Annotated in this window: 21 protein-coding genes; 6 read left to right on the plus strand and 15 right to left on the minus strand. The window is 73.6% G+C overall.

What is annotated here, in order from left to right:
- Positions 1-3 precede the first annotated feature (3 nt).
- From ACZ573_RS33810 to ACZ573_RS33865, 12 genes are all read right to left on the minus strand, one after another.
- On the minus strand, positions 4-405 hold the full coding sequence (locus tag ACZ573_RS33810; protein WP_471311909.1) for a hydrogenase maturation nickel metallochaperone HypA: 402 nt from the start codon (positions 403-405) through the stop codon (positions 4-6).
- 138 nt (positions 406-543) lie between these two features.
- Positions 544-648 carry a DUF6893 family small protein gene (locus ACZ573_RS33815; RefSeq protein WP_471311912.1) on the minus strand — a complete coding sequence of 35 codons (105 nt, stop codon included), beginning with the start codon at positions 646-648 and terminating at the stop codon, positions 544-546.
- Complete coding sequence (locus ACZ573_RS33820) at positions 645-1,190, minus strand: hydrogenase maturation protease (protein ID WP_471311915.1); 546 nt, start codon at positions 1,188-1,190, stop codon at positions 645-647. The genes ACZ573_RS33815 and ACZ573_RS33820 overlap by 4 nt, the downstream gene beginning before the upstream one ends.
- Positions 1,187-2,611 carry a hypothetical protein gene (locus ACZ573_RS33825; RefSeq protein WP_471311918.1) on the minus strand — a complete coding sequence of 475 codons (1,425 nt, stop codon included), beginning with the start codon at positions 2,609-2,611 and terminating at the stop codon, positions 1,187-1,189. The genes ACZ573_RS33820 and ACZ573_RS33825 overlap by 4 nt, the downstream gene beginning before the upstream one ends.
- On the minus strand, positions 2,608-3,336 hold the full coding sequence (locus ACZ573_RS33830; protein WP_471311921.1) for a DUF6084 family protein: 729 nt from the start codon (positions 3,334-3,336) through the stop codon (positions 2,608-2,610). Before ACZ573_RS33830 ends, ACZ573_RS33825 begins: the two co-directional genes overlap by 4 nt.
- A complete protein-coding gene (locus ACZ573_RS33835; RefSeq protein ID WP_471311924.1) occupies positions 3,333-4,016 on the minus strand; it encodes a DUF5947 family protein in 684 nt (227 codons plus the stop codon). The genes ACZ573_RS33830 and ACZ573_RS33835 overlap by 4 nt, the downstream gene beginning before the upstream one ends.
- Positions 4,013-4,546: a hypothetical protein gene (locus ACZ573_RS33840; RefSeq protein WP_382539220.1), complete on the minus strand. Its 534-nt coding sequence runs from the start codon at positions 4,544-4,546 to the stop codon at positions 4,013-4,015. Before ACZ573_RS33840 ends, ACZ573_RS33835 begins: the two co-directional genes overlap by 4 nt.
- Positions 4,543-6,327, minus strand: coding sequence for a nickel-dependent hydrogenase large subunit (locus ACZ573_RS33845; RefSeq protein WP_471311927.1), 1,785 nt, complete (start codon positions 6,325-6,327; stop codon positions 4,543-4,545). Before ACZ573_RS33845 ends, ACZ573_RS33840 begins: the two co-directional genes overlap by 4 nt.
- A gap of 72 nt (positions 6,328-6,399) precedes the next feature.
- The gene (locus ACZ573_RS33850; RefSeq protein WP_351154332.1) at positions 6,400-7,455 is read right to left on the minus strand and encodes an NADH-quinone oxidoreductase subunit B family protein; all 1,056 of its coding nucleotides are present in this window, start codon (positions 7,453-7,455) and stop codon (positions 6,400-6,402) included.
- Between the two features lie 69 nt (positions 7,456-7,524).
- Positions 7,525-9,270, minus strand: coding sequence for an enoyl-CoA hydratase-related protein (locus ACZ573_RS33855; protein WP_471311931.1), 1,746 nt, complete (start codon positions 9,268-9,270; stop codon positions 7,525-7,527).
- Positions 9,271-9,485: 215 nt separating this feature from the next.
- On the minus strand, positions 9,486-9,857 hold the full coding sequence (locus ACZ573_RS33860) for a hypothetical protein (protein WP_471311934.1): 372 nt from the start codon (positions 9,855-9,857) through the stop codon (positions 9,486-9,488).
- Between the two features lie 143 nt (positions 9,858-10,000).
- Positions 10,001-10,504, minus strand: a complete 504-nt coding sequence (locus ACZ573_RS33865) for a hypothetical protein (protein WP_471311937.1) — start codon at positions 10,502-10,504, stop codon at positions 10,001-10,003.
- Positions 10,505-10,674: 170 nt separating this feature from the next.
- On the opposite strand from ACZ573_RS33865, the gene ACZ573_RS33870 reads away from it, so the two are divergent.
- Positions 10,675-11,535, plus strand: coding sequence for an alpha/beta hydrolase family protein (locus ACZ573_RS33870; RefSeq protein ID WP_471311942.1), 861 nt, complete (start codon positions 10,675-10,677; stop codon positions 11,533-11,535).
- Between the two features lie 23 nt (positions 11,536-11,558).
- Here ACZ573_RS33870 and ACZ573_RS33875 read toward each other — a convergent pair whose 3' ends face one another.
- The 3 genes from ACZ573_RS33875 to ACZ573_RS33885 form a co-directional block, all read right to left on the minus strand.
- Positions 11,559-12,578, minus strand: a complete 1,020-nt coding sequence (locus ACZ573_RS33875) for a TolB family protein (RefSeq protein ID WP_471311945.1) — start codon at positions 12,576-12,578, stop codon at positions 11,559-11,561.
- Entirely contained in the window at positions 12,575-13,978 is a 1,404-nt protein-coding gene (locus ACZ573_RS33880) for an MFS transporter (protein ID WP_471311948.1), read from the minus strand. Before ACZ573_RS33880 ends, ACZ573_RS33875 begins: the two co-directional genes overlap by 4 nt.
- A 128-nt stretch (positions 13,979-14,106) precedes the next feature.
- Positions 14,107-15,003 (minus strand): glycosyltransferase family 2 protein, encoded by an 897-nt coding sequence (locus ACZ573_RS33885; RefSeq protein ID WP_471311951.1) that lies wholly within the window; start codon positions 15,001-15,003, stop codon positions 14,107-14,109.
- Positions 15,004-15,375: 372 nt separating this feature from the next.
- Between ACZ573_RS33885 and ACZ573_RS33890 the strand changes: the two genes are divergently transcribed.
- The 5 genes from ACZ573_RS33890 to ACZ573_RS33910 are packed head-to-tail and all read left to right on the plus strand — an operon-like array spanning position 15,376 to position 20,566.
- Positions 15,376-16,473: a Gfo/Idh/MocA family protein gene (locus ACZ573_RS33890; RefSeq protein ID WP_373041449.1), complete on the plus strand. Its 1,098-nt coding sequence runs from the start codon at positions 15,376-15,378 to the stop codon at positions 16,471-16,473.
- Between the two features lie 58 nt (positions 16,474-16,531).
- Entirely contained in the window at positions 16,532-17,533 is a 1,002-nt protein-coding gene (locus tag ACZ573_RS33895) for an NAD-dependent epimerase/dehydratase family protein (RefSeq protein ID WP_471311953.1), read from the plus strand.
- Positions 17,530-18,684 (plus strand): DegT/DnrJ/EryC1/StrS family aminotransferase, encoded by a 1,155-nt coding sequence (locus ACZ573_RS33900; protein WP_471311956.1) that lies wholly within the window; start codon positions 17,530-17,532, stop codon positions 18,682-18,684. The genes ACZ573_RS33895 and ACZ573_RS33900 overlap by 4 nt, the downstream gene beginning before the upstream one ends.
- Positions 18,681-19,454 (plus strand): NeuD/PglB/VioB family sugar acetyltransferase, encoded by a 774-nt coding sequence (locus tag ACZ573_RS33905; protein WP_471311959.1) that lies wholly within the window; start codon positions 18,681-18,683, stop codon positions 19,452-19,454. Before ACZ573_RS33900 ends, ACZ573_RS33905 begins: the two co-directional genes overlap by 4 nt.
- The gene (locus ACZ573_RS33910; RefSeq protein ID WP_471311962.1) at positions 19,451-20,566 is read left to right on the plus strand and encodes a DegT/DnrJ/EryC1/StrS family aminotransferase; all 1,116 of its coding nucleotides are present in this window, start codon (positions 19,451-19,453) and stop codon (positions 20,564-20,566) included. Before ACZ573_RS33905 ends, ACZ573_RS33910 begins: the two co-directional genes overlap by 4 nt.
- Positions 20,567-20,577: the final 11 nt, after the last annotated feature.

The raw sequence follows: 20,577 nt of genomic DNA on the forward strand, positions 1-20,577 counted from the left end.
GGTTCAGGCCTCCTCGGGAATCGGTTCGCGGGTACGGGCACCGGCGGGGCCGTCTTCCCAGCGCACGCTGAGGATCTCCAGCTCACGGCCCGACAGCAGATCCACGTCGGTGGCCCTGCCGCATCCGGGACAGCACAGTTCGGGGGGCATGCCCACCGCCCAGGTGCCGGCGGCGGGGCAGGAGCCGCAGCGGGCGCGGGCCGTCACGGACTCCGTGAGGAGTTCGGCGCCCTCGAGGACCGTTCCGGCGCAGGCCAGTTCGAAACAGAAGGCCAGCGCGTCGGGGACCACCCCCGCCAGCTCACCGACCCGCAGCCGTACGGAGGTGACGGCGCGCGCGCCGCCCGCCCGGGCCGCCTCTTCCACCTGGCCCACGACGGCCATGGCGATCGACATCTCGTGCATCGGACTCCGTCCTGCCGGGGCTCATTGAACCGGCGGGACGGGGTCCGTGCGGTCGGGCACGCCGGTGCGCGGCGCGCCCCGTACGCCATTCGGGCGCCCGGTCACGCACGGGCGCCCGTGGCCGCTCCCGCGGCGGTGTCACATCCGGCGCATGCGCAGGTAGCGCCGGAGGTCGGGGAGGAACTGCAGCAGGACGGCGGTGACGGCGACGGCCGCGGCCCCGCCGATCAAGGCCTTCTTCATGGGGTTCTCCTCAGTTCGCGGCGGGGCCGGTCGGTTTCGCCGGGGGTCCGGCCGTGGATCAGGTCCAGGGCCGTGCGTACGGCCTCAGGTACGGCGGCGGCCACGGGTGCGCTCAGTCCGATGCCCTCCTCGACACCGGCCGGTTCGCAGCCGAGCACCAGCGTGCGCCGCGGCGGGGTGGCCCCGGTCCCGGCGCACAGGGTGTCCAGCAGGGCGAGGACGGCGTCGGGGGACATGTGGTGGCCGTCGAGGACGGGCGGCGGCACCCCGTCGTCGGCCGGCTCCGGGCCCGCGCCGCCGTCGGCCTCGATGAGGTAGAGCGTGCCCGGCTCGCCGCCGCGGGCGGTGGCGTCGACCAGCAGGAGCGTGTCGTAGCCGTCGAGGAGCTGGTAGGCGAGGTGGACGCCGCGCACTCCGAAGTCCACCACCTCGACCCCGTCGGGCAGGGGGTGTTCGGCCAGCGCCCGCACGGTCTCGACGCCGAAGCCGTCGTCGCCGAGGAAGACGTTGCCGATGCCCGCGATCAGGACCCGCTCGTTCACGCGTCCTCCAGGGGGGTGACCTCGTCGGGCTGGAAGTAGAGGAACCTGCCCTGCTCCCGCCGGATGTCCGCGCCGGGGTCGTCCTCCACGGTGACGGCGAGGTGCACTCCCCCGTCGACGTCGTGCAGCACGGCCTCGACCAGCGCGGTGCGGCCCTGGAGGAACAGGTCCTGGGCGTCGGTGCGCCGCAGTCCGGGGCGCAGCCGGACGCGGCTGCCGGGGCCCACGCAGGCTCCGTCGACCGTGATCCGGTCGCGGGCCGGGTCCGCGGTGTCGGCGCGGGCCGGGTCCCACCAGGGCGTGTCGGGCCGGAACACCACGTCCTCGGACGGGAGTTCCGCGAGCAGGGGCGGCTGCTCCGGGCCGGTGACCTCCCGCAGGGCGCGTACGGCGCCGTGCAGCCGCTCCAGCACCTCGGGGGGCATCGAGTCGGCGAGGTCGATCACGGCGGCCGCCCGGGGGTCGGTGCCGCGGGCCTCGCGCTTCTCCTGCTCGGTCAGGGCGGCCGTGCGCAGGGCGAGGATCTCGTCGATCTCGGTGGCGTCGTACATGGCGCCCGCGCTCTCGGGGGCAATGGCCGGATGGTCCTCCAGGATGATCGGGGAGGACAGGACCACGTCGGCGCGGCCGGGTTCGCCCGCGAGCACCGGCCAGGTGTGGCGGTTCTCGCAGGCGGCCACCGCCTGCCTGGCCCATTCGGGCGGGTCGGTCATGGACAGGAACGAACCGGAGTCCAGGCCCAGCAGGAGGTGGGCGGCGACCAGCGAGTGGGGCAGGACGGCCTCGCGGTCGGCGGGTCCGGCCCCGGGCGGCGGGGTCCACGGGCTGGTGTTCTCCACCACCGCCCGGAGCCGCAGCACGCGGTAGGCGCCGGGGAGTTCGGTGGCGCGCAGCCGCAGCACACCCTCGATCTCCTCGGTACGGCGCACCAGGCGGCCCACCGTGCGGCCGTCGGCGCCCTGGACGGGCTCGGGGTCGACGCGGGCGGGGCGGCGGAAGGGGAAGGTGACGCCCTCGTCGCCCAGCAGCTCGGCGACGGGGACGGTCACCTCGACCCGTTCCTCGGCGCCCTCGTCCCAGGGCACGAGGACCCGGTCGGCCAGGTGCAGTTCGGCGACCTCGGTGAAGCCGCCGCCGTCCGAGGCCTGTTGGACCGTACGCCGCTGCGCGTGCAGGAAGCGGAGCTCCAGGGCGAGGGTCGCCGCGCCCCGCGGTTCCATCAGGATCTCGGTCTGCTGGAAGACGTGCTCCTCGTGCGCGCGGCCCCAGGCCGGGGGCACGAGGACACCGAACTGCCAGCGCAGCCGGTTCTTCGCGGCCGAGGCCCGGTACGGGTAGAGCACGTACCCCTCCAGCAGGACCGCGTCGGCCACCTGCCGGGCGACCGCGAAGCGGGAGTGGGGGGTGGTCGTCGTGGTCACGGGGCCGCCCTCTCGGTGAGGCGCGGCAGGATGGCGCCCAGCCGTACGGGCCCGGCCCCCGACCCGGCCGCGGGCCCGTTCCCGGGCGGCGGCTGCGGCGGGGCGGCCGCGTCGAGCAGGGCCCGTACGGTCGCCTCCCACGACGCGAGGGCGTGGCGGGAGCGGAAGGCGAGCAGCTCGTCCATGGTGTCGCGGGGCAGCCGGAGCCAGCCGCAGCCGGGGAAGTGCTGTTCGACCATCTCGCGCCACACGGCCACGGGCATCCGGTACGCGGCTTCGCGGTCCCAGGGCACCGGCTCGACGCGGAAGCCGGCGTCACCGGTGAAGGCGGTGCCGGAGAACAGCATCAGCAGCGGCACCTCGCCCTCCGCCAGGGCTTCGAAGTACCGGGTGGCGGCGATGTCCATGTCGTAGGTGCAGGGCACGACCAGGTCGGTCTCGGTCTCGCCGGTGAAGCTCGGGACCATGACGGAGACCTGGGCGAACTGCACGGGCTGGAGGGTGTTGCCCCAGCGGGAGCGCTCGCCGAACAGGTCCGCGAGCCCTTCCGCCTCGGCGGGCCCGTAGCCGCGCCGGGCCGGTTCGATGCGGATCTGGCAGCGCAGGGCGATGGCGTGCACCCGGGCACCCCCGGCCGCGGTGATCCGCAGCCGGAAGACGAGGGTGGGGCCGGCGGCGTACGGGTCGGCGCGCACCCCGGTGCAGGTGAAGGCGAATTCCGTCATCGGATCCCGTCCCCGTCCTCGTCCTCGTCCGCCGTCGGGGGCAGGGCCCTGGCCCGCCGTTCCACCTGCTCGAAGAAGGTCTTCAGCGCGGCCCGGGCCTCCGCCCCGCCGTCGAAGCCCTGCCACAGCAGCCGCATCCGCCCCACCAGCTCGTAGCAGATGTCGATCGGCACCAGGTAGCAGTCGGTGCGGCCCTCCGAGCGGCGCAGCAGCAGCGCCTCGACGTCGGGTTCGAGGAGCGCGGACAGCCGGCCGCTGCCGAGTACGGTCTGCCAGGTCCCGGGGTCGAGTTCGCTCTCGGTGGCTCCGGCCGGGCTCGGGTAGAGGGCGACCAGCCGGTCGAGGGCGGCGTTGCGGAAGAAGAACGCGACGCCGACCGGGATCTGGAGGAGTTCCCACGCGCCGTCGTCGAGCCGGTGGGCGGGGTCGGTGAGGTAGCGGTCCGGTACGGCCCGCAGGCGTCCGGTGCCCGCGCCGGGCCGGTCGAACAGCAGGGCGCAGGCGGTGCAGGCGCAGATCAGCGCGCGCTGTTCGGTCTGCACCAGGTGGCGGTGGCCGTCCTGGGGCACGGCGACCCCGCACAGCTCGCAGGTCTCGGGCCGGGGCGGGCGCGGGCCCGCGAACCGGCGCAGCCCGCGCGGGGCGCGCGGGCCGTCGTGGAGGAGGCCGGGCCCGCTCACGGCACCCGCGCCGGGCTCGGGGGCCGGGTGCCGATCTGCAGCAGGGCCGGGGCGGGGGCCGCGGCGGGCTCCCGCTCCACGCTCGTCACCTCGGGGGCGAAGCAGGCCAGGGTGTCCTCCAGCGTCCGCCCGGCGTCGCTGCCGCCGCCGGAGCCCGAACCGCAGCCGCAGCCGGTGGAGGCGGCGGCGGGGCGCAGCCGCAGGACGCCGGTGTCCGCGTCGAAGCCGAGGAGTTCCACCGGTTCGCCGTGGGCGGCCAGGGCGCGGGCGATGCGCGTGTGCACGTCCTCGGGGTGCAGGCCGTGCAGGGAGAGCAGGCTCGCCACGAGTTCGTCGCCGTAGACCGGCTTCAGCGGCCCGTCCCCGACCTTCTCGACGATCCGGGCGAGCCCGGCGCCGTAGAAGTCCATGAGGACGCGCACCAGTTCCTCCGCCGCCGCGCACGCCGCCCGGTCGCCGGTGGCGGCGAGCCGGTCGAGCACCTCCTCGACCCGGCGCCCGGCCTGGGGGCCGTCGATCGCGGCCCTCATCCGCCCAGTCCGCTCAGACCGGTGGGCACGTGCATCGTCTTGACCGTCTTGCCGCCGCCGACGTACATGTGGACCCCGCAGGGCAGACAGGGGTCGAAGCTGCGGACGGCGCGCATGATGTCGATGCCCTTGAAGTTCTCCGGGGTGTTCTCCTCGAAGATCGGGGTGTTCTGCACGGCGTCCTCGTAGGGGCCGGGGGTGCCGAAGGTGTCGCGGGTGCTGGCGTTCCACGGGGTCGGCGGGTACGGGTGGTAGTTGGCGATCTTCCCGTCACGGATCACCATGTGGTGCGAGAGGACGCCGCGTACGGCCTCGGTGAAGCCGACGCCGATCCCCTCGTCCGGGACCTCGAACTTCTCCCAGGTCTGGGTGCGTCCGGCGCGGACCTCGGCGAGGCCCTTCTCGGCGCAGTGCAGGGCGATGGCGGCCGCGTACGCCTGGAAGTAGGTGCGCGCGCGGTTGCGTTCCAGCGCGTTGCTCCACTGCGGGATCTTCCACTCGAAGCGGGTCTCGGGCTTGGTCATCGTGCGCGGCAGGGTGATCACGACGCTGTGACCGGTGGCCTGCACGTAGTCGGTGTGGACCAGGCCGGACAGGGCGGTGGACCACAGGCGGGCGATGGGGCCGCCGCCGGTGTCCAGGGCCAGGTGGTCCTTGCCGTCGAACCAGCGGGGGGACATGACCCAGCTGTACTTGTCGTCGAAGTTCCGCTTCTGCGGGGCCGGGATGGTGTGCTGGTTCCACGGGTGGCGCGGGTCGACCGGGTTGCCGAGCGGGTCGTGGGTGACGAACTGCTCCTGGCCCTGCCAGTCGTCGTAGTACGAGCTGCCGAGCAGGATGCGGATGCCGAGGTTGATCTCGGTGAGGTCGTTGGTGACCAGCTTGCCGTCCACCACCACGCCCGGGGTGACGAACATCTTCCGTCCCCAGTCGGTCATGTTGGCGTACGTGAAGTCGCAGTACTCGGGGTCGTTGAGGGCGCCCCAGCAGCCGAGCAGGACGCGGCGGCGGCCGACCTCCTCGTACCCGGGCAGGGCCTCGTAGAAGAAGTCGAACAGGTCGTCGTGGAGGGGGACGACCTTCTTCATGAACTCGCAGTACCGCATGAGGCGGCTCATGTAGTCCGTGAAGAGCTGGACGGAGGCGATGGTGCCGACGCCGCCCGGGTAGAGGGTGGAGGGGTGCACGTGGCGGCCCTCCATCAGGCAGAACATCTCGCGCGTGTAGCGGGAGACCTGGAGCGCCTCGCGGTAGAACTCGCCCTCGATGGGGTTGAGGGAGCGCATGATGTCGGCGATGGTCTTGTAGCCGTGCTCGCCGGCGTGCGGGGCGGGGGTTCGCTCGGCGAGCTCCAGGACGCCCGGGTTGGTCTCGCGGACCATCTTCTCGCAGTAGTCGACCCCGACCAGGTTCTCCTGGAAGATGTTGTGGTCGAACATGTACTCCGCGGACTCGCCCAGGTTGATGATCCACTCGGCGAGGTGGGGCGGCTTCACCCCGTAGGCCATGTTCTGCGCGTACACCGAGCAGGTGGCGTGGTTGTCACCGCAGATGCCGCAGATGCGGCTGGTGATGAAGTGGGCGTCGCGGGGGTCCTTGCCGCGCATGAAGACGCTGTAGCCGCGGAAGACCGACGAGGTGCTGTAGCACTCCGCGACCCGCTTCTGCTTGAAGTCGATCTTCGTGTGGATGCCGAGACTGCCCACGATCCGGGTGATCGGATCCCAGGCCATCTCCACCAGGCCGCTGCCGTCTGCGGCCGCCTTCGTCTTCGGTGTCATCGTTTCTGCCGTGACCCTTCTTCGGTGCGGAGAGCTGGAGTTGGGGGGTGCTTCCGTGGGATCCCGGGGCCGTCACCAGGGCGGGCGGTAGCCCGTGGTCAGGCTGCGGCCGGTCTGCCTCCACTTCGGTTCCTCGTCCACGGTGTGGGCGGTGACCGACCGGAGCCTGCGGATCAGCGCGCCGTACGCGCCGCTCGCCTTCGTGGAGACCTTGGCGCCGGGGGGTTCGTCCATGAACGGCATGAACTTGTCGGGGAAGCCGGGCATCGTGCAGGCGATGCAGATGCCGCCGACGTTGGGGCAGCCGCCGATGCCGTTCATCCAGCCGCGCTTGGGGACGTTGCACTTGACGACGGGGCCCCAGCAGCCGAGCTTGACGAGGCAGAGCGGCGAGTCGTAGGTCTCGGCGAACTGGCCCTGCTCGTAGTAGCCGGCGCGGTCGCAGCCCTCGTGGACGGTGGCCCCGAAGAGCCAGGTCGGGCGCAGCTTGTCGTCGAGGGGGATCATCGGGGCGGAGCCGGCCGCCTGGTAGAGCAGGTAGGTCAGGGTCTCCGAGAAGTTGTCGGGCTGGATCGGACAGCCCGGCACGCACACGATCGGGATGCCGGCCTTCGAGGTCCAGTCCCAGCCCAGGTAGTCGGGCACGCCCATGGCGCCCGTCGGGTTGCCCTCCATGGCGTGGATGCCGCCGTACGTGGCGCAGGTGCCGATGGCCACGACGGCGAGGGCCTTGGGGGCCAGCCGGTCGATCCACTCGCTGGTGGTGATGGGCTGACCGGTCTCGGGGTCGTCGCCGAAGCCGCACCAGTAGCCCTCGGGCTTGATCTTCTCGTTCGGGATCGAGCCCTCGACCACCAGGACGAACGGATCGATCTCACCCCGTTCGCCCTTGAAGAACCACTCGATGAACGTGTCGGCGCCGCCGACCGGGCCGCACTCGAAGTCGATCAGCGGCCAGTGCACGGCGATCTTCGGCAGACCGGGCAGCACGCCGGTCACGATCTCCTCGATGCTGGGCTGCATCGCGGCCGTCAGGGAAACGGAGTCACCGTCGCAGCTCAGACCCGCGTTGATCCAGAGAATGTGGATCAGCGGGTCCTCGACCGTGTCCTTAGTCGCAGTGGCCATGGGACGGCTCCTCGGGGAGTTGATCGGGAAGGGGAGGGGAGGCGGCCTGCCTCGCCCACACCTTTCTTGCTAACAGCAGTCCGGCCCGGGCGCCGCGTCAGGTACGGCCAGTCCAGTGACGGTGCGCGGCCTGGCGGCCGACCCGCTCAGGTGGAGCGGGGTGGCGGCCGGGCGCTCCTTGCGGACGAAGGCGCGGCGCAGGGCGTGGTAGGGGGCGTCGGGGTCGAAGAAGGTCCGCCGCATCAGGGCCAGCTCGGCCTCGCGGTGGGCGGCGAGCGGCCGGACGGCCTCGTCGCGCTCGCGCGCGGCCTTCTTCGCGGCGATCCGGGAGGCGGTGGCGGGGAGGGCGGCGAGCCGGACCGCGAGGCGCTGCGTCTCGCGCGCGAAGTCCGCGGGCGGGCAGGGGACCGTACGGTCGACCAGTCCGAGCCCGTGGGCGGCGGCGGCGCTCAGCGGGAGGGCCTCGCTGGTCAGGCGGTCCGCGAGTACGGGGCCGACGCGGCGGGGCAGGGTGTACGTCCAGTACTCGGAGCCGTGCAGCCCCATCAGGCGGTAGTGCGGGTTCAGGACGACGCCCGAGCGGCACCAGACCTCGTCGGCGGCGAGGGCGAGCATCGCCCCTCCGGCGGCGGCGTTGCCGCCCAGCGCGCTGACCACGAGCCGGTCGGTGGTGGTCAGCACCGCCTCGACCAGGTCGTTCATGGCGTTGATGTTGGCCCAGGACTCCTCGGCCGGGTCGGCAGCGGCCTCGATGACGCCGAGGTGGATGCCGTTGGAGAAGAAGTCGCGGCCGCCGCCCAGCACCAGGACGGTGGTGGGGCGGGTGCGGGCGGTCCGGTAGGCGTCCAGCAGGCGGCGGCAGTGCGCGGTGCTCATCGCGCCGCCGGGGAAGGAGAACGACAGGAAGCCGGCCTGGCCCTCCTCGTGATAGCCGATGTCCGACCAGTCGGGGCGGTGGGGGCCGCCGTGCGGCGGCGCGGGAACCTCGGGCAGCGGGGGCAGCCGGTCCGCGAGCGCGAGCGTGGCGGGCAGCTTGGGGGCGGCCGGGCCTCCCCCCGGCAGGCGGCGGGCGCGCAGTTCCGGGATCCAGACGGCCCCGTCGGCCGTGGCCCGGCAGAGCGCCCCGTTCCGGGTGGCCAGCAGCTCGCCGGGGCGGCCGCGCAGATGCTCCTCACGGTGCCCGCCGTGCAGGTACCACTCGCCGCCGAGCAGGTCGTCGCGTACGCCGGGCTGCGAGTCGGCGGCGCGCAGCGTCCGCAGGACGTGCTCGGTGGTGTCACTCCCCCAGTCGATCCGGCGCTCCTCCTGGCGCAGGAGCGGCCGGGCGTGGCCGCCCGCCTGGGGCTGCGGGGTGTACGTACCGGAGGCGAAGCGTTCCACCGCGAGCAGGACGGCCTCCAGCGCGGCGTCGGCGATCTCGCCGCGGTAGAAGTCGCTCTTGCCGACCGGCGGCACGGGGCATCCGACGCTCGCCCAGACGTCGCCGGCGTCCATCTCCGCGTTGGCCTGCAGGACCGTCACCCCCCACCGGGGCTCGCCGTCCTGGACGGCCCGGTCGAGGGAGGAGGGGCCCCGGTCACCGACCGGCCCCGGATGGACGACCAGGCAGGCGTGGGCGGCCCAGACCTCCTCGGGGATGGCGGTGCGCAGCATCGGGGCGAGCACGAGGTCGGGGCGGTGGCCGCGTACGGCGTCGGCCAGGGAGGCACCGGGCAGGGCCAGTTCGACCGCGACGTGGTGGCCGTGGTCGCGCAGCTCGGCGTGGACTCGCTGCGTGAGGCTGTTGAACGCGCTCGCCACGAGCAGGACGTACAAGTGATCTCCCAGCGGCGGCCCGGAGCCGCGCGTGCGCGGTACCCGGCCTGGTCGGCGGCCCGTGGCCGGAAGATGACCGGCCGCCTGAGATGGTCGGGGAGATCCGGGCGCCCACGGCCGAGGCCCGCGCGTCGGGTCACTCGAAAGCGCCCGTTCCGGGGTCCGCTCGGCCCAAGGGGGCGGGACCCCTCCGGGGCGCCCGCGCCGGAGACGGCCTACTCGCCCTCCTCGATCCCGATGGCCTTGGACAGCTCCTCGTGCGCACGGCCCGGCTCGCCCTCGTACTGCTCCAGGAGGGCTGCGGCGATGGCGTCGAGTTTGCGCTGGATCGCGTGCTCGGCCCTGCGCTCGGAGTTCTTCAGCAGGGCCAGGAGCAGCAGGGCGACCGCGGCCATCGCATCGCCCATCAGCTGCTGCCAGCTGATGTCCAGGTGAAGCACGTGGACCACGACGAAGCCGGCCACCAGCAGCAGGCAGAACACGGAGAAGGCGGCCGAGCTGGTGAAGTTCGAGGCCAGCTCCGCCAGCTTCTCGAATCGTCCGAGCCGCCCCTGGCCGCCCTTCTTCGCGGGATGTTCGAAGGCCATGGTCTGCACGTGCCCGCTCGGGCCGCACCCCATCCCCTCCGGGCCGGCCGAGCACCCGACCGGCCCTGACCGGGGAGGGGCCGTCCGGGGCCGCCGGCGGCCCGGGCGGGCACCCCTCCAGGGCGGTCACCTCGCCCGGGCGGTCACCCTGCCCGTACGGGCGCCCACAGGCTGACGCTCCACACGTCCCCGTGCCCCGCGCGGTAGCCCCGCTCTTCCTCCTCGTCGTCCACGACGATCACCGAGACGTCGGAGGCCACCGCCCGGTACTCCAGGAAGCCGCCCTGGTCGCCGACCTTGAGTTCCGGGGCTCCGGGGACGCGCGCGAGTTCGTCGCGCACGTCCTCCCAGGCGACGTGGCGGGGGAAGCCGACCCCCATGGTCCGGGCCCATTCCTTCGCCATGTCCGGGCCGGACGCGAGCCGGTGCAGCTCGATGGAGCCGCCGGACATCACCCACTCGTCACCGGGGTTGAAGTAGAACTCGACGAACCCGTAGTCGCGGCGCAGCGATTCGCCCTCCTCGCCGGCCACGTCGACGAAGCGGTGGCGGACGGCCCGGTCGACCTCGCCGAGGGTGGAGCCGATGCCGAGCCCGTGCAGGCGGCCGGTCCTGAGGAACGAGGCGAGGAATTCGATGCCGGTCACGGCCGGTTCTCCCATGCGTCGATCAGGGCGTGCATTTCTCCGGAGCGGGCCCCGCCCTGCTCGGCCGTCCCCATACTGCCACGGTCCGGCGGCCGACAGGCCGGGGCCGGAAACCGTTGAACCTGGTCCGTGACACCGCGCAGGATGGCCGTGAGCGAGGGAGGTCCGTCATGCCGTCCACCGAAGTGACCACGCAGCCGGTGCGCGCCGAGGACGGGGCCACGGTCCACGTCCGGTTCCACCGCAGGCCCGACGACCCGTCGGCCCCGGTGGTGGTGTGCATGCCCGCCATGGGGACCAGGGCCGTGTCCTACACGCCCCTGGCGGAGGCCCTCGTACAGGCGGGGTTCCAGGTGGTCCTCGGGGAGCTGCGGGGGCAGGGCACGAGCTCGGTCCAGGTGCGGCGCGGGGTGCGCTACGGCTACCACGAGATGGTGGCGTACGACTGCCCCGCGCTGTTCCGGGCGGTCGCGGCCGCCTTCCCCGGGGCGCCGCGCCACCTGCTCGGGCACAGCCTCGGCGGGCAGCTCGGCGCGCTCTACCTCAGCCAGGAGCCGCACATGGCCGCGGGCGCGATCCTGGTCGGCGCCCCGTCCTGCCACTGGCGCGGCTGGCCTTTCCCGCGGAGCCTGGGCATGCTCGTGGGGTTCCAGTTCGCCGCCGCCTTCGCCTCCGTGTACGGGTACTTCCCCGGCCGCCGCCTCAAGGTGCTGGGGAACGATTCCGCGCAGGTCCTGCGGGACATGGCCGCCCAGGTCCGGACGGGCCGCTACGACGTCCCGTCGTCACCGGTGGACTTCGAGCCCTGGCTGGCCGGGTTGGACCTGCCGGTGCTGGCGGTGGCCATCGAGGGCGACGCCATGGCACCGCCCGGCGGGGTGCGCGGGCTCTGCGACAAGCTCACGAGCGCGCGGGTGACGTACGAGGAGCTCGCACTCGGCGAAGGAGCGCCGGGCAACCGGCACTACGGCTGGATCCGCGACAACGCCGCACTCGTCGAACGGGTACGGGCCTTCGTGGACCGGGCCTGACGCCTCCCTGGGCCGGCGCGCCGTCAGCCGAGGCGGGCCGGGGAGGAGGCCCCGGGGGCCAGCAGCCGCGGGGTGCCGCTGCCGTCGGCGGGTACGGTCCACAGGTCCGTGCTGTCGGCGGCGCCGTCGGTGGGCAGGCCGTAGGCGAGCGTACGGTCGTCGAGCCAGGCGGCCTGGTCGTCCACGCTGCGCTTCTCGGCGAGCGCGTGGTCGCGCAGCGTCCCGAGGTCCATCACGTGCTCGCGCCACAGCGAGGCCCCGGCCCGGACCCGCTTCTTGTACGCGATGCGCGTCTCGTCCGGGGACAGGGACGGGCATTCGACGTTCTTGGCCAGGGTCTTGACGCTGCGCCCCGAGATCGAGCCCTTGACCAGGTGGGTCTCGCCGCCGGTGGAGACGGTGGCGTAGAAGGTGTCGTCGTCCTTGGAGAAGGTGACCCCCCAGAAGTTGACGTCCTGGGCGCGGTGCTCGCGGCCGTCCATGTCGATGGCGAACTCCTCCAGGTTCGCCTCCAGTTTCCAGGTGCGGGTGTCCACGATCGCGGTACGGGTGGAGAAGAACGCGGCGCCGTAGGACTCGCCGGAGACGAAGACGGTCCAGGCGGCGAACCGGCCGCTGGGCGAGACCCGGGCCCGGCTCGGGGTGCCCGCGAGGGGGAAGCTGCGCAGGGTGCGCAGCTCGGAGTCGACGATCAGGGCCTTGTTGTCCTGGGCGAGCGCGCCGGGCGTGGAGCGCAGGCACACGCCGGTGCCCGCGGCGGCGTAGAAGCGCTGGCAGCCCAGCTCGGAGGCGGTGCGCTCGGACTCGGGTGCGTCGGCCGGGACGGAGGCCAGGGCCCCGCGGTGCGGGCCCTGGCCGCTGTTGAGGAAGGTCAGGGAGCCGGGCCGGTCGAGCGTGACGGTCCCGGCGGCGACCGCCGGGCCGCCCGCCGACGGCTTGTCGTCGCGGGTGGCGGCGCGCAGCACCAGCGCGGTGGCCAGGCCCCCGAGCAGCAGCACCGCCACGGCGAGGACGAGCAGGCGGCGTGAGTTCGACAGCGTCATCTGGGGGGCCTCACGGGCTTCGGGTCCGGTTCGGTTCGATGCGGGTCGGGCCGGGTGTCACGGGGCGCCGAGGGGCGCAGGACGAAGCCGGCGACGGCGGCGCAGCACAGCAGTCCGGCCGCGGCGGCGGCCAGTGCCGGGCCGGTGCCCCAGAGCGTCCAGGCCCCGCCGAACGCCAGCGAGCAGCCGAAGCGGGCCAGCGCCTGGCCGGTGCCGACCAGGGCCATGCCGGTGGCGCGCAGCTCGCCGGGGACGGTGGTGGCGACGGCGGCGGGCAGCACGCCGTCGGTGGCGGCGTAGAACGTGCCGTGCAGGGCGAGGACGAGGTAGGGCAGGGCGGGCCAGGCGGGGGCCCACAGCAACAGCCCGTAGCCGGCCAGCAGGAGGGCGTGCCCGGTGAGGAAGACGGTGCGCCGGCCGATCCGGTCGGCGAGGGCTCCGGCGGGCACGGCGAGCAGCAGGAACACGGCGGCGGTGCCGAGCGGCATGAGCGGGAACCACTGGTCGCCGATGCCGGTGCGGCGCTGGAGGAGCAGGTAGACGAAGGCGTCGCTGACGGTGGTCAGGCCCAGCAGGACGGCGCAGACGGCCAGGTTGCGCAGCCGGGGCAGGCGCAGCAGGCCGAGCGCGTCGCGCAGCCGTACGGGGGCGGGCCGGTCCGCGTCCGGAACGGCTGCGGCGGGGCCGGCGGTGGCCGTGGCCGAGGTGCCCACGGTCCCGGTCGCGGCTGTGGCCGTGGCTCCGCCGGACGGCCCGGGCCGGGTGCCGCCGCCGGACGGGACGAACAGCATGAGCACCACGACACCGAGTACGGCGACGCAGGCGCTGACGCCGAAGACGGCGTCGTAGCCGTCGACCGTCAGGCCCAGGATGAAGAAGGCGGCGAGCGGGCCGAGAAGCGCCCCGGTGGTGTCCATGGCCCGGTGCACACCGAAGGCGCGCCCTTGTAACTCGGGCGGTGTGGACAGGGAGATCAGCGCGTCGCGCGGGGCGGTGCGCAGTCCCTTGCCGGTGCGCTCCAGCGTGAGGATCACGCTGATCGGGCCCAGGCTGTGGGCGAACAGCAGCAGCGGTTTGCACAGGGCCGACAGGCCGTAGCCGATGCCGGCGATCAGCTTGTGGTTGCGGACCCGGTCGGCGAGGTGGCCGCCGGTCAGCTGCACGAGGGCGCTGACCCCGTTGTAGAGGCCGTCCAGCGCCCCGAACCCGAGGGGGCTCAGGCCGAGTCCGGCGATCAGGTACAGGGGCAGGACGGCGGTGACCATCTCGGACGAGATGTCGGTGATCATGCTCACCGTGCCCAGGGCGAGGACGGTCGAGGCGACTGCGGGAGCCCGGACGGGCCCCCGGTCAGGAGCGGTCTTCGCGCCCTCGGGCGCGGAGCGGTCCGCGAGGTACATGCTCTGGAGCTCCCGATGCCGACGGACTGAGTTCACTCGCACGTGCGAGTGGAACCCTAAGGGGTGTACGGGCCAACGGTGCGGCGTACGAACAGATGTGGGCGGACGCCCCCGGGCCGGCCGGGGGATCAGCCCTGCCGGCTGCTCTCGTCCCGCAGCCAGGTGGAGAAGTCCTGGTCACGGATGGCCTTCCGGGAGCCCCGGCGGGCGGCGAGCGCCGCCACGACGAACACCACCACCCCCGGCAGCAGCGTCGGCCGGGCCCGCAGCAGGGCGCGCAGATCGGCCGTTCCGGTGCGCGCGGTCTGCTCCGACACCGGCTCCGGCACCGGACCCGGCACCCCTTCCGGCGCTTCGGCCGCCCGCGCCGCCTGGAAGCGCTCGAACTCGGCGGAGGAGGTCGCCGCGCGGACGCGCCGCCTGATCAGATCGGACCAGGTGCGCGGCGGACGGACGACCACCCGGGCCCCCTCGACGACGCGCCGCTCCCCGGGCCCGAAGGCCAGGGACGCGGCCAGGTCGTCGGCCATCAGCGGGGGCAGCGCGGCGATCCGCGCGTGTCCCGCCTCGGTCACCGCGATGACGCCCCGGCCGAAGAGCCCTTCGCGGACGGCGGGCAGCCGCTGCCACACCCGGTAGTACGCCCGCACCGGCCAGGCGCAGCCGCCCAGCGGGATGTCCCGGCCGGGGGCGGCGGCGAGCAGCTCCGGGCTCCGGTCGAGGGCGTCCACCAGGGCCCGCACGTCGGCGGCCCCGACGACGACGTCGGCGTCCACGTACAGCCGGGGGAAGCCCCGTGCGTGTTCGTCGCCGGCCCGAAGTGCCCGGTGTTTGGAGGGAGTCGGGATCTCCACCACGCGTACGCGCTCGCCGCGCCCGCCCGCGACGCGGGCGGTGTCGTCCGTACAGCCGTTGCACACCACGACGATGTCGGGCCCGGACACCGAGGTGTCGGCCAGGAGCGCGTCGAGGAGGCGGCCGATGACCCGGCCTTCGTTGTGGGCCGGTATCACGATGCTGGTCACCCGGGCAGTATGCATGGTCGAACACCCGCTCCAGGCGATTACGTCAACTCTGCCCGGGGGTACGCCCGGTGGACTAGATTGAGCGGCGCCGCCCGGATTCGGCACGCTTCGGCGGCGCCGGTGTCCGGCAGCGGGCAAAGGCGGTAAGCGGTACGGGTTCGGCTGCTTGTGGGGAACAGGCGGCCGGGCCGGGGGGCGAAGCACGCGGATCACGTAGGGCATCGGTTGTGGGGGGCCATCACCGTTGAGCAGGTCACGCACGGGACGCGCAGGCGTCCGGGCTGCCGTCGACGGCATCTCCCTCCCTCACACGCGTCCCGGCCATGAGTGGGCGACACGCCGTCCGGCGTGCGCGGAAGGAAGGGAAACGCCGTGAAGGACACCGCGAAGGACGCGGAACAGGGCGCGGGCGCCACCGGCAAGGGGTCCGCCCCCTTAGGTGTCGCCGTGGTCGGTGCGGGCTACTGGGGCCCCAATCTCGTCCGCAACTTCCAGTCCAGTGACCAGTTCCGGCTGCGCTGGCTCTGCGACCTGAACGTGGACCGGGCCCGGCAGGTGCTCGGCGCGTACTCCACGGTCCAGGCCACCGGCGACTACGAGGCGGTCCTCGCCGACCCGGAGGTCCACGCGGTCGCGGTGGCCACCCCGGCGGGAACGCATCTCGACGTCGCGCTGGCCGCGCTGCGCGCCGGCAAGCACGTCCTCGTGGAGAAGCCGCTGGCCGCCACGTACGAGGACGGGCTGCGGCTGGTGAACGAGGCCGAGGAGCGCGGTCTCACGCTGATGTGCGACCACACCTACTGCTACACCCCGGCGGTGGGCCGGATCCGCGAGATGGTCCGCTCCGGCGAACTCGGCGAGATCCACTACGTGGACTCGGTACGGATCAACCTGGGGCTCGTCCAGAAGGACATCGACGTCCTGTGGGACCTGGCCCCCCACGACCTGTCCGTGCTGGACTTCATCCTCCCGGACCACGTGCAGCCCGTCGCCGTCGCCGCGCACGGAGCCGATCCCATCGGGGCCGGCCAGTCCTGCGTGGCTTATCTGACGCTCCAGCTGAGCACCGGCGCGATCGCGCACGTGCACGTCAACTGGCTCTCCCCGACCAAGGTCCGCACCACCATGGTCGGCGGGTCCAAGCGCACCCTGGTGTGGGACGACCTCAACCCCACGCAGCGCGTGGCGGTGTTCGACCGCGGGGTGGACCTGAGCGCCCCGCAGGAGATCGGCGCGGACGAGCGCCGGGACATGCTCGTCTCCTACCGGACCGGCGACATGGTGGCGCCCGCGATCGGCGAGAAGGAGGCCCTGCGCAGCATGGTCGAGGAGTTCGCCGCGTCCATCAGGACGGGACGGCCGCCGCTGACGGACGGCCGCGCGGGACTGAAGGTGCTGGACATCCTGGAAGCCGCCTCCCGGAGCCTGGAGTTCCGCGGAGCGGTCGTCGGGCTGCGCACAGGGCGTTGACCCTCCGCAGTCCGATCACACGCAAGACCACGACCGAAGATTCAGTGGGGGCAGGGCGTTGAGCAGCGTACGAGGCAAGAGGATTCTGGTCACCGGAGGGGCGGGCACGATCGGCTCGCACCTGGTGGACCTGCTGGTGGACAACGGAGCACGCGAGGTCGTGGTGCTCGACAACTTCGTGCGGGGGCGGAGCGCCAACCTGGCCCGCGCCCTGCCGAGCGGGGTGGTGGAACTCGTCGAGGGCGACATCCGCGACGTGGCCGCGGTGCGCAAGGCGACCGAGGGCGCCGAGCTGGTGTTCCACCTCGCCGCCATCCGCATCACCCAGTGCGCGGAGGAGCCGCGGCTGGCGAACGAGGTCCTGGTGGACGGCACCTTCAACGTGCTGGAGGCCGCCGCGGCCGCCGGGGTGGGCAAGGTGATCGCCTCGTCCTCGGCCTCGGTCTACGGCCTGGCCGAGCAGTTCCCGACCACCGAGCGCCACCACCCGTACAACAACGACACCTTCTACGGTGCGGCGAAGGCCTTCAACGAGGGAGTGCTGCGCAGCTTCCACTCCATGTACGGGCTGGACTACGTGGCCCTGCGCTACTTCAACGTGTACGGGCCCCGGATGGACATCCACGGCCTCTACACCGAGGTCCTCATCCGCTGGATGGAGCGGATCGCGTCGGGCGAGCCGCCGCTGATCCTCGGCGACGGCCTGCAGACCATGGACTTCGTCGACGTCCGGGACATCGCGCGCGCCAACCTGCTGGCCGCCGAATCGGACCTGACCGACGAGGTGTTCAACGTCGCGAGCGGCACCGAGACCAGCCTGCTCCAGCTCGCGCACGGCCTGCTGGAGGCGATGGGCGCCGAGGGCATGGTGCCCGAGCACGGCCCGGCCCGCGCCGTGAACGGCGTCACCCGCCGGCTCGCGGACACCTCGCAGGCCGCGGAGCGGCTCGGCTTCACCGCCGAGATCGACCTGCGCACCGGCCTGCGGGACCTGGTGCAGTGGTGGCGGGCCGAGCGCGCCGCCGACGCGGCGGCGGCTGCCACGGAGGCGGGCCGGTGAGCGCCCCGGACGCCGCCCCCGCCCGGATCCCGGTGATGGTGCCCTGGCTGGGCGAGGAGGAGGCGAAGGCCGCCGCCGACGCGGTGCTCTCGGGCTGGGTGGCCCAGGGTCCCCGGGTCGCCGAGTTCGAGCGGGCCTTCGCCGAGCGGGTGGGCGCCGAGCACGGCATCGCCGTCAGCTCGTGCACCACCGCCCTGCACCTGGCCCTGATCGCCCTGGACCTCGGTCCCGGCGACGAGGTGATCGTCCCCTCGCTGTCGTTCATCGCCACGGCCAACGCGGTGCGCTACGTGGGCGCCCGGCCGGTCTTCGCGGACGTCGAGGAGGCCACCGGCAACCTCACCCCGGCCACCGTGGACGCGGTCCGCACACCGAGGACCAAGGCGGTGATCGCCGTCCACCAGGGCGGGGTGCCCGCGGACGTGCACGCGCTGCGCGCGGTGTGCGCCGACTGGGACGTGGCCCTGGTCGAGGACGCCGCCTGCGGCATCGGCGCGACGGTGGGCGGCAAGTCGGTGGGCCACGGCGCACTGCTCGCCGCCTGGTCCTTCCACCCCCGCAAGGTGATCACCACCGGCGAGGGCGGCATGCTGACCACGGACGACGCGCGGTGGGCGGAGCGGCTGCGCCGGCTGCGCGAGCACGGCATGAACGTGTCCGCCGCGCAGCGCCACGCGAGCAGCAAGCCGGTCGTCGAGAGCTACCTGGAGGTCGGCTACAACTACCGGATGACCGACATCCAGGCCGCGGTCGGTCTGGTGCAGCTCGGCAAGCTGGACGAGATCGTGGCCCGGCGCCGCTCGCTGGCGGCCCGGTACACGGAGCTGCTGAGCGGGATCCCGGGCCTGCGCCCGGTCCAGGACCCCGGTCACGGCCAGGGCAACTTCCAGTCGTACTGGGTGCTGCCGGCCGAGGACTTCCCCGTGGGCCGGGACGGACTGCTCGCGGCGCTCTCCGAGGCCGGGATCTCGGCCCGGCGCGGGATCATGGCCTCGCACCTGGAGCCCGCGTACGCGGACCACGGCGCGGCGCCGCTGCCGGTGACCGAGCGGATCAGCCGCGACTCCCTGATCCTGCCGCTGTTCCACACGATGACGCCGGAGCAGCAGGACCGGGTGGTGGCGGTGCTGCGCGAACAGGCGGGCGGATGAGCGGCCCGCCGCCGCGGACCGAGGATCTGCTGATCGTCGGCGCGGGCGGGTTCGCCCGCGAGACCGCCCAGGCGGTACGGGACGCGGCCGCCGCGGCGGCCGCGTCCGGCCGGGCACCGCGGTGGCGGCTGCTCGGGCACCTCGACGACGATCCGGGCCTGCACGGCCGGGAGGTCGACGGGGTGCCGGTGCTGGGCGGCGGCCACCTCGTGCACGAGCTGCCGGCGGCCCGGGTGGTGGTCTGCGTGGGCAGTCCCCGCGACTACGCCGTACGGGCCCGCCTGGTGCGGCGCCTGGGGCTGCCGGGGAGCCGCTACGCCACGGTGGTCCATCCGACGGCGGTGGTCTCGGGGTCCTCGCTGCTCGGCGCGGGCTCGGTCCTGCTCGCGCACTGCGTGCTGACGGCGGCCGTGCGGCTCGGGTCCCACGTGGCGGTGATGCCGCACGTGGTGCTCACCCACGACGACCGGGTCGGGGACTTCGCCACGCTCGCCTCGGGCGTCCGCCTCGGCGGCGGGGTGCGGCTGGGGCGCGGGGCGTACGTGGGCGCGGGAGCGCTGGTGCGCGAGGGCACGTCGGTCGGCGCCTGGTCGCTGACCGGTATGGGAAGCACGGTCCTGGCCGATGTGCCGCCCGGTGAGGTGTGGGCCGGAAGCCCCGCCCGCCGGCTGCGCGAGGCGGGTGGCCCGGCGCTCGACGAGCTGCGGGCCGATGGCGAGGAGACGGCCGGCCGCCGGCCGGAGACACGGATGGGGAGCACAGTCGCATGAGTCAGATACCGCTGGTCGACCTGAAGGCGGCGCACGCCGAGGTCGCCGAGGAATTACGGGCAGGATTCGACCGTGTGCTCGCCGACACCGCTTTCATCGGCGGTGCGGAGGTCCGCGCGTTCGAGCGTGAGTACGCCGACTTCGCCGGGGTGGGGCACTGCGTGGGCGTCGCCAACGGCACCGACGCCCTCGAACTCGCCCTGCGTGCGAGCGGGGTGGGCGTCGGCGACGAGGTGGTGCTGCCCGCGAACACCTTCATCGCCACCGCGGGCGCCGTCGCCCGCATCGGTGCCCGGCCGGTGCTGGTCGACTGCCTCCCCGACACCCTGCTGATGGATCCGCGGGCCGCCCTGGAGGCCGTGGGCGGGGCCACCCGCGCGGTGGTCCCCGTCCACCTCTACGGGCAGTGCGCGGACACGGAGGCGCTGGCAGCCGGGCTCCCGGCGCACGTGAAGATCGTCGAGGACGCCGCGCAGAGCCAGGGCGCGACCCGCGACGGCCGCTCCCCCGGCAGCGGGGGCATCGCCGCGACCAGCTTCTACCCGGGCAAGAACCTGGGCGCGTACGGCGACGCGGGCGCGGTGGTGACCGACGACGAGGAGAGCGCGGAGCTGATCCGGGCCCTGGCCAACCACGGCGGCATCGCCAAGTACCGCCACGACGTGGCCGGGTTCAACAGCCGGCTGGACGGCCTGCAGGCCGTGGTGCTGCGGGCGAAGCTGGCCCGCCTGGCCGAGGGGAACGCGGGCCGCCGGGCCGCCGCCGCCCGCTACGACGGGCTGCTGGCCGACCTCGCCGCCGCCGGGCAGATCACCCTGCCGGTCACGGCCGAGGGCAATGTCCACGTGTGGCACCTGTACGTCGTACGGGTCACCGGAGCGGACCGCGACGCCGTCGTCGGCAAGCTCAACGCGGAGGGCATCGGCGCGGGCGTGCACTACCCGGCGCCGGTCCACCTGACCCCGGCCTTCGCTCACCTCGGCCACGACCGGGGCGACTTCCCGCACGCCGAACAGGCCGCGGACCGGATGCTCTCGCTCCCCCTCTTCCCGCAGATCACCGCCGACCAGCAGCAGCGGGTCGTGGAAACGCTCCGCAACGCCCTGCGCTGACCCCGCGCTCA

This window comes from Streptomyces sp. NPDC040545 (assembly GCF_055595065.1).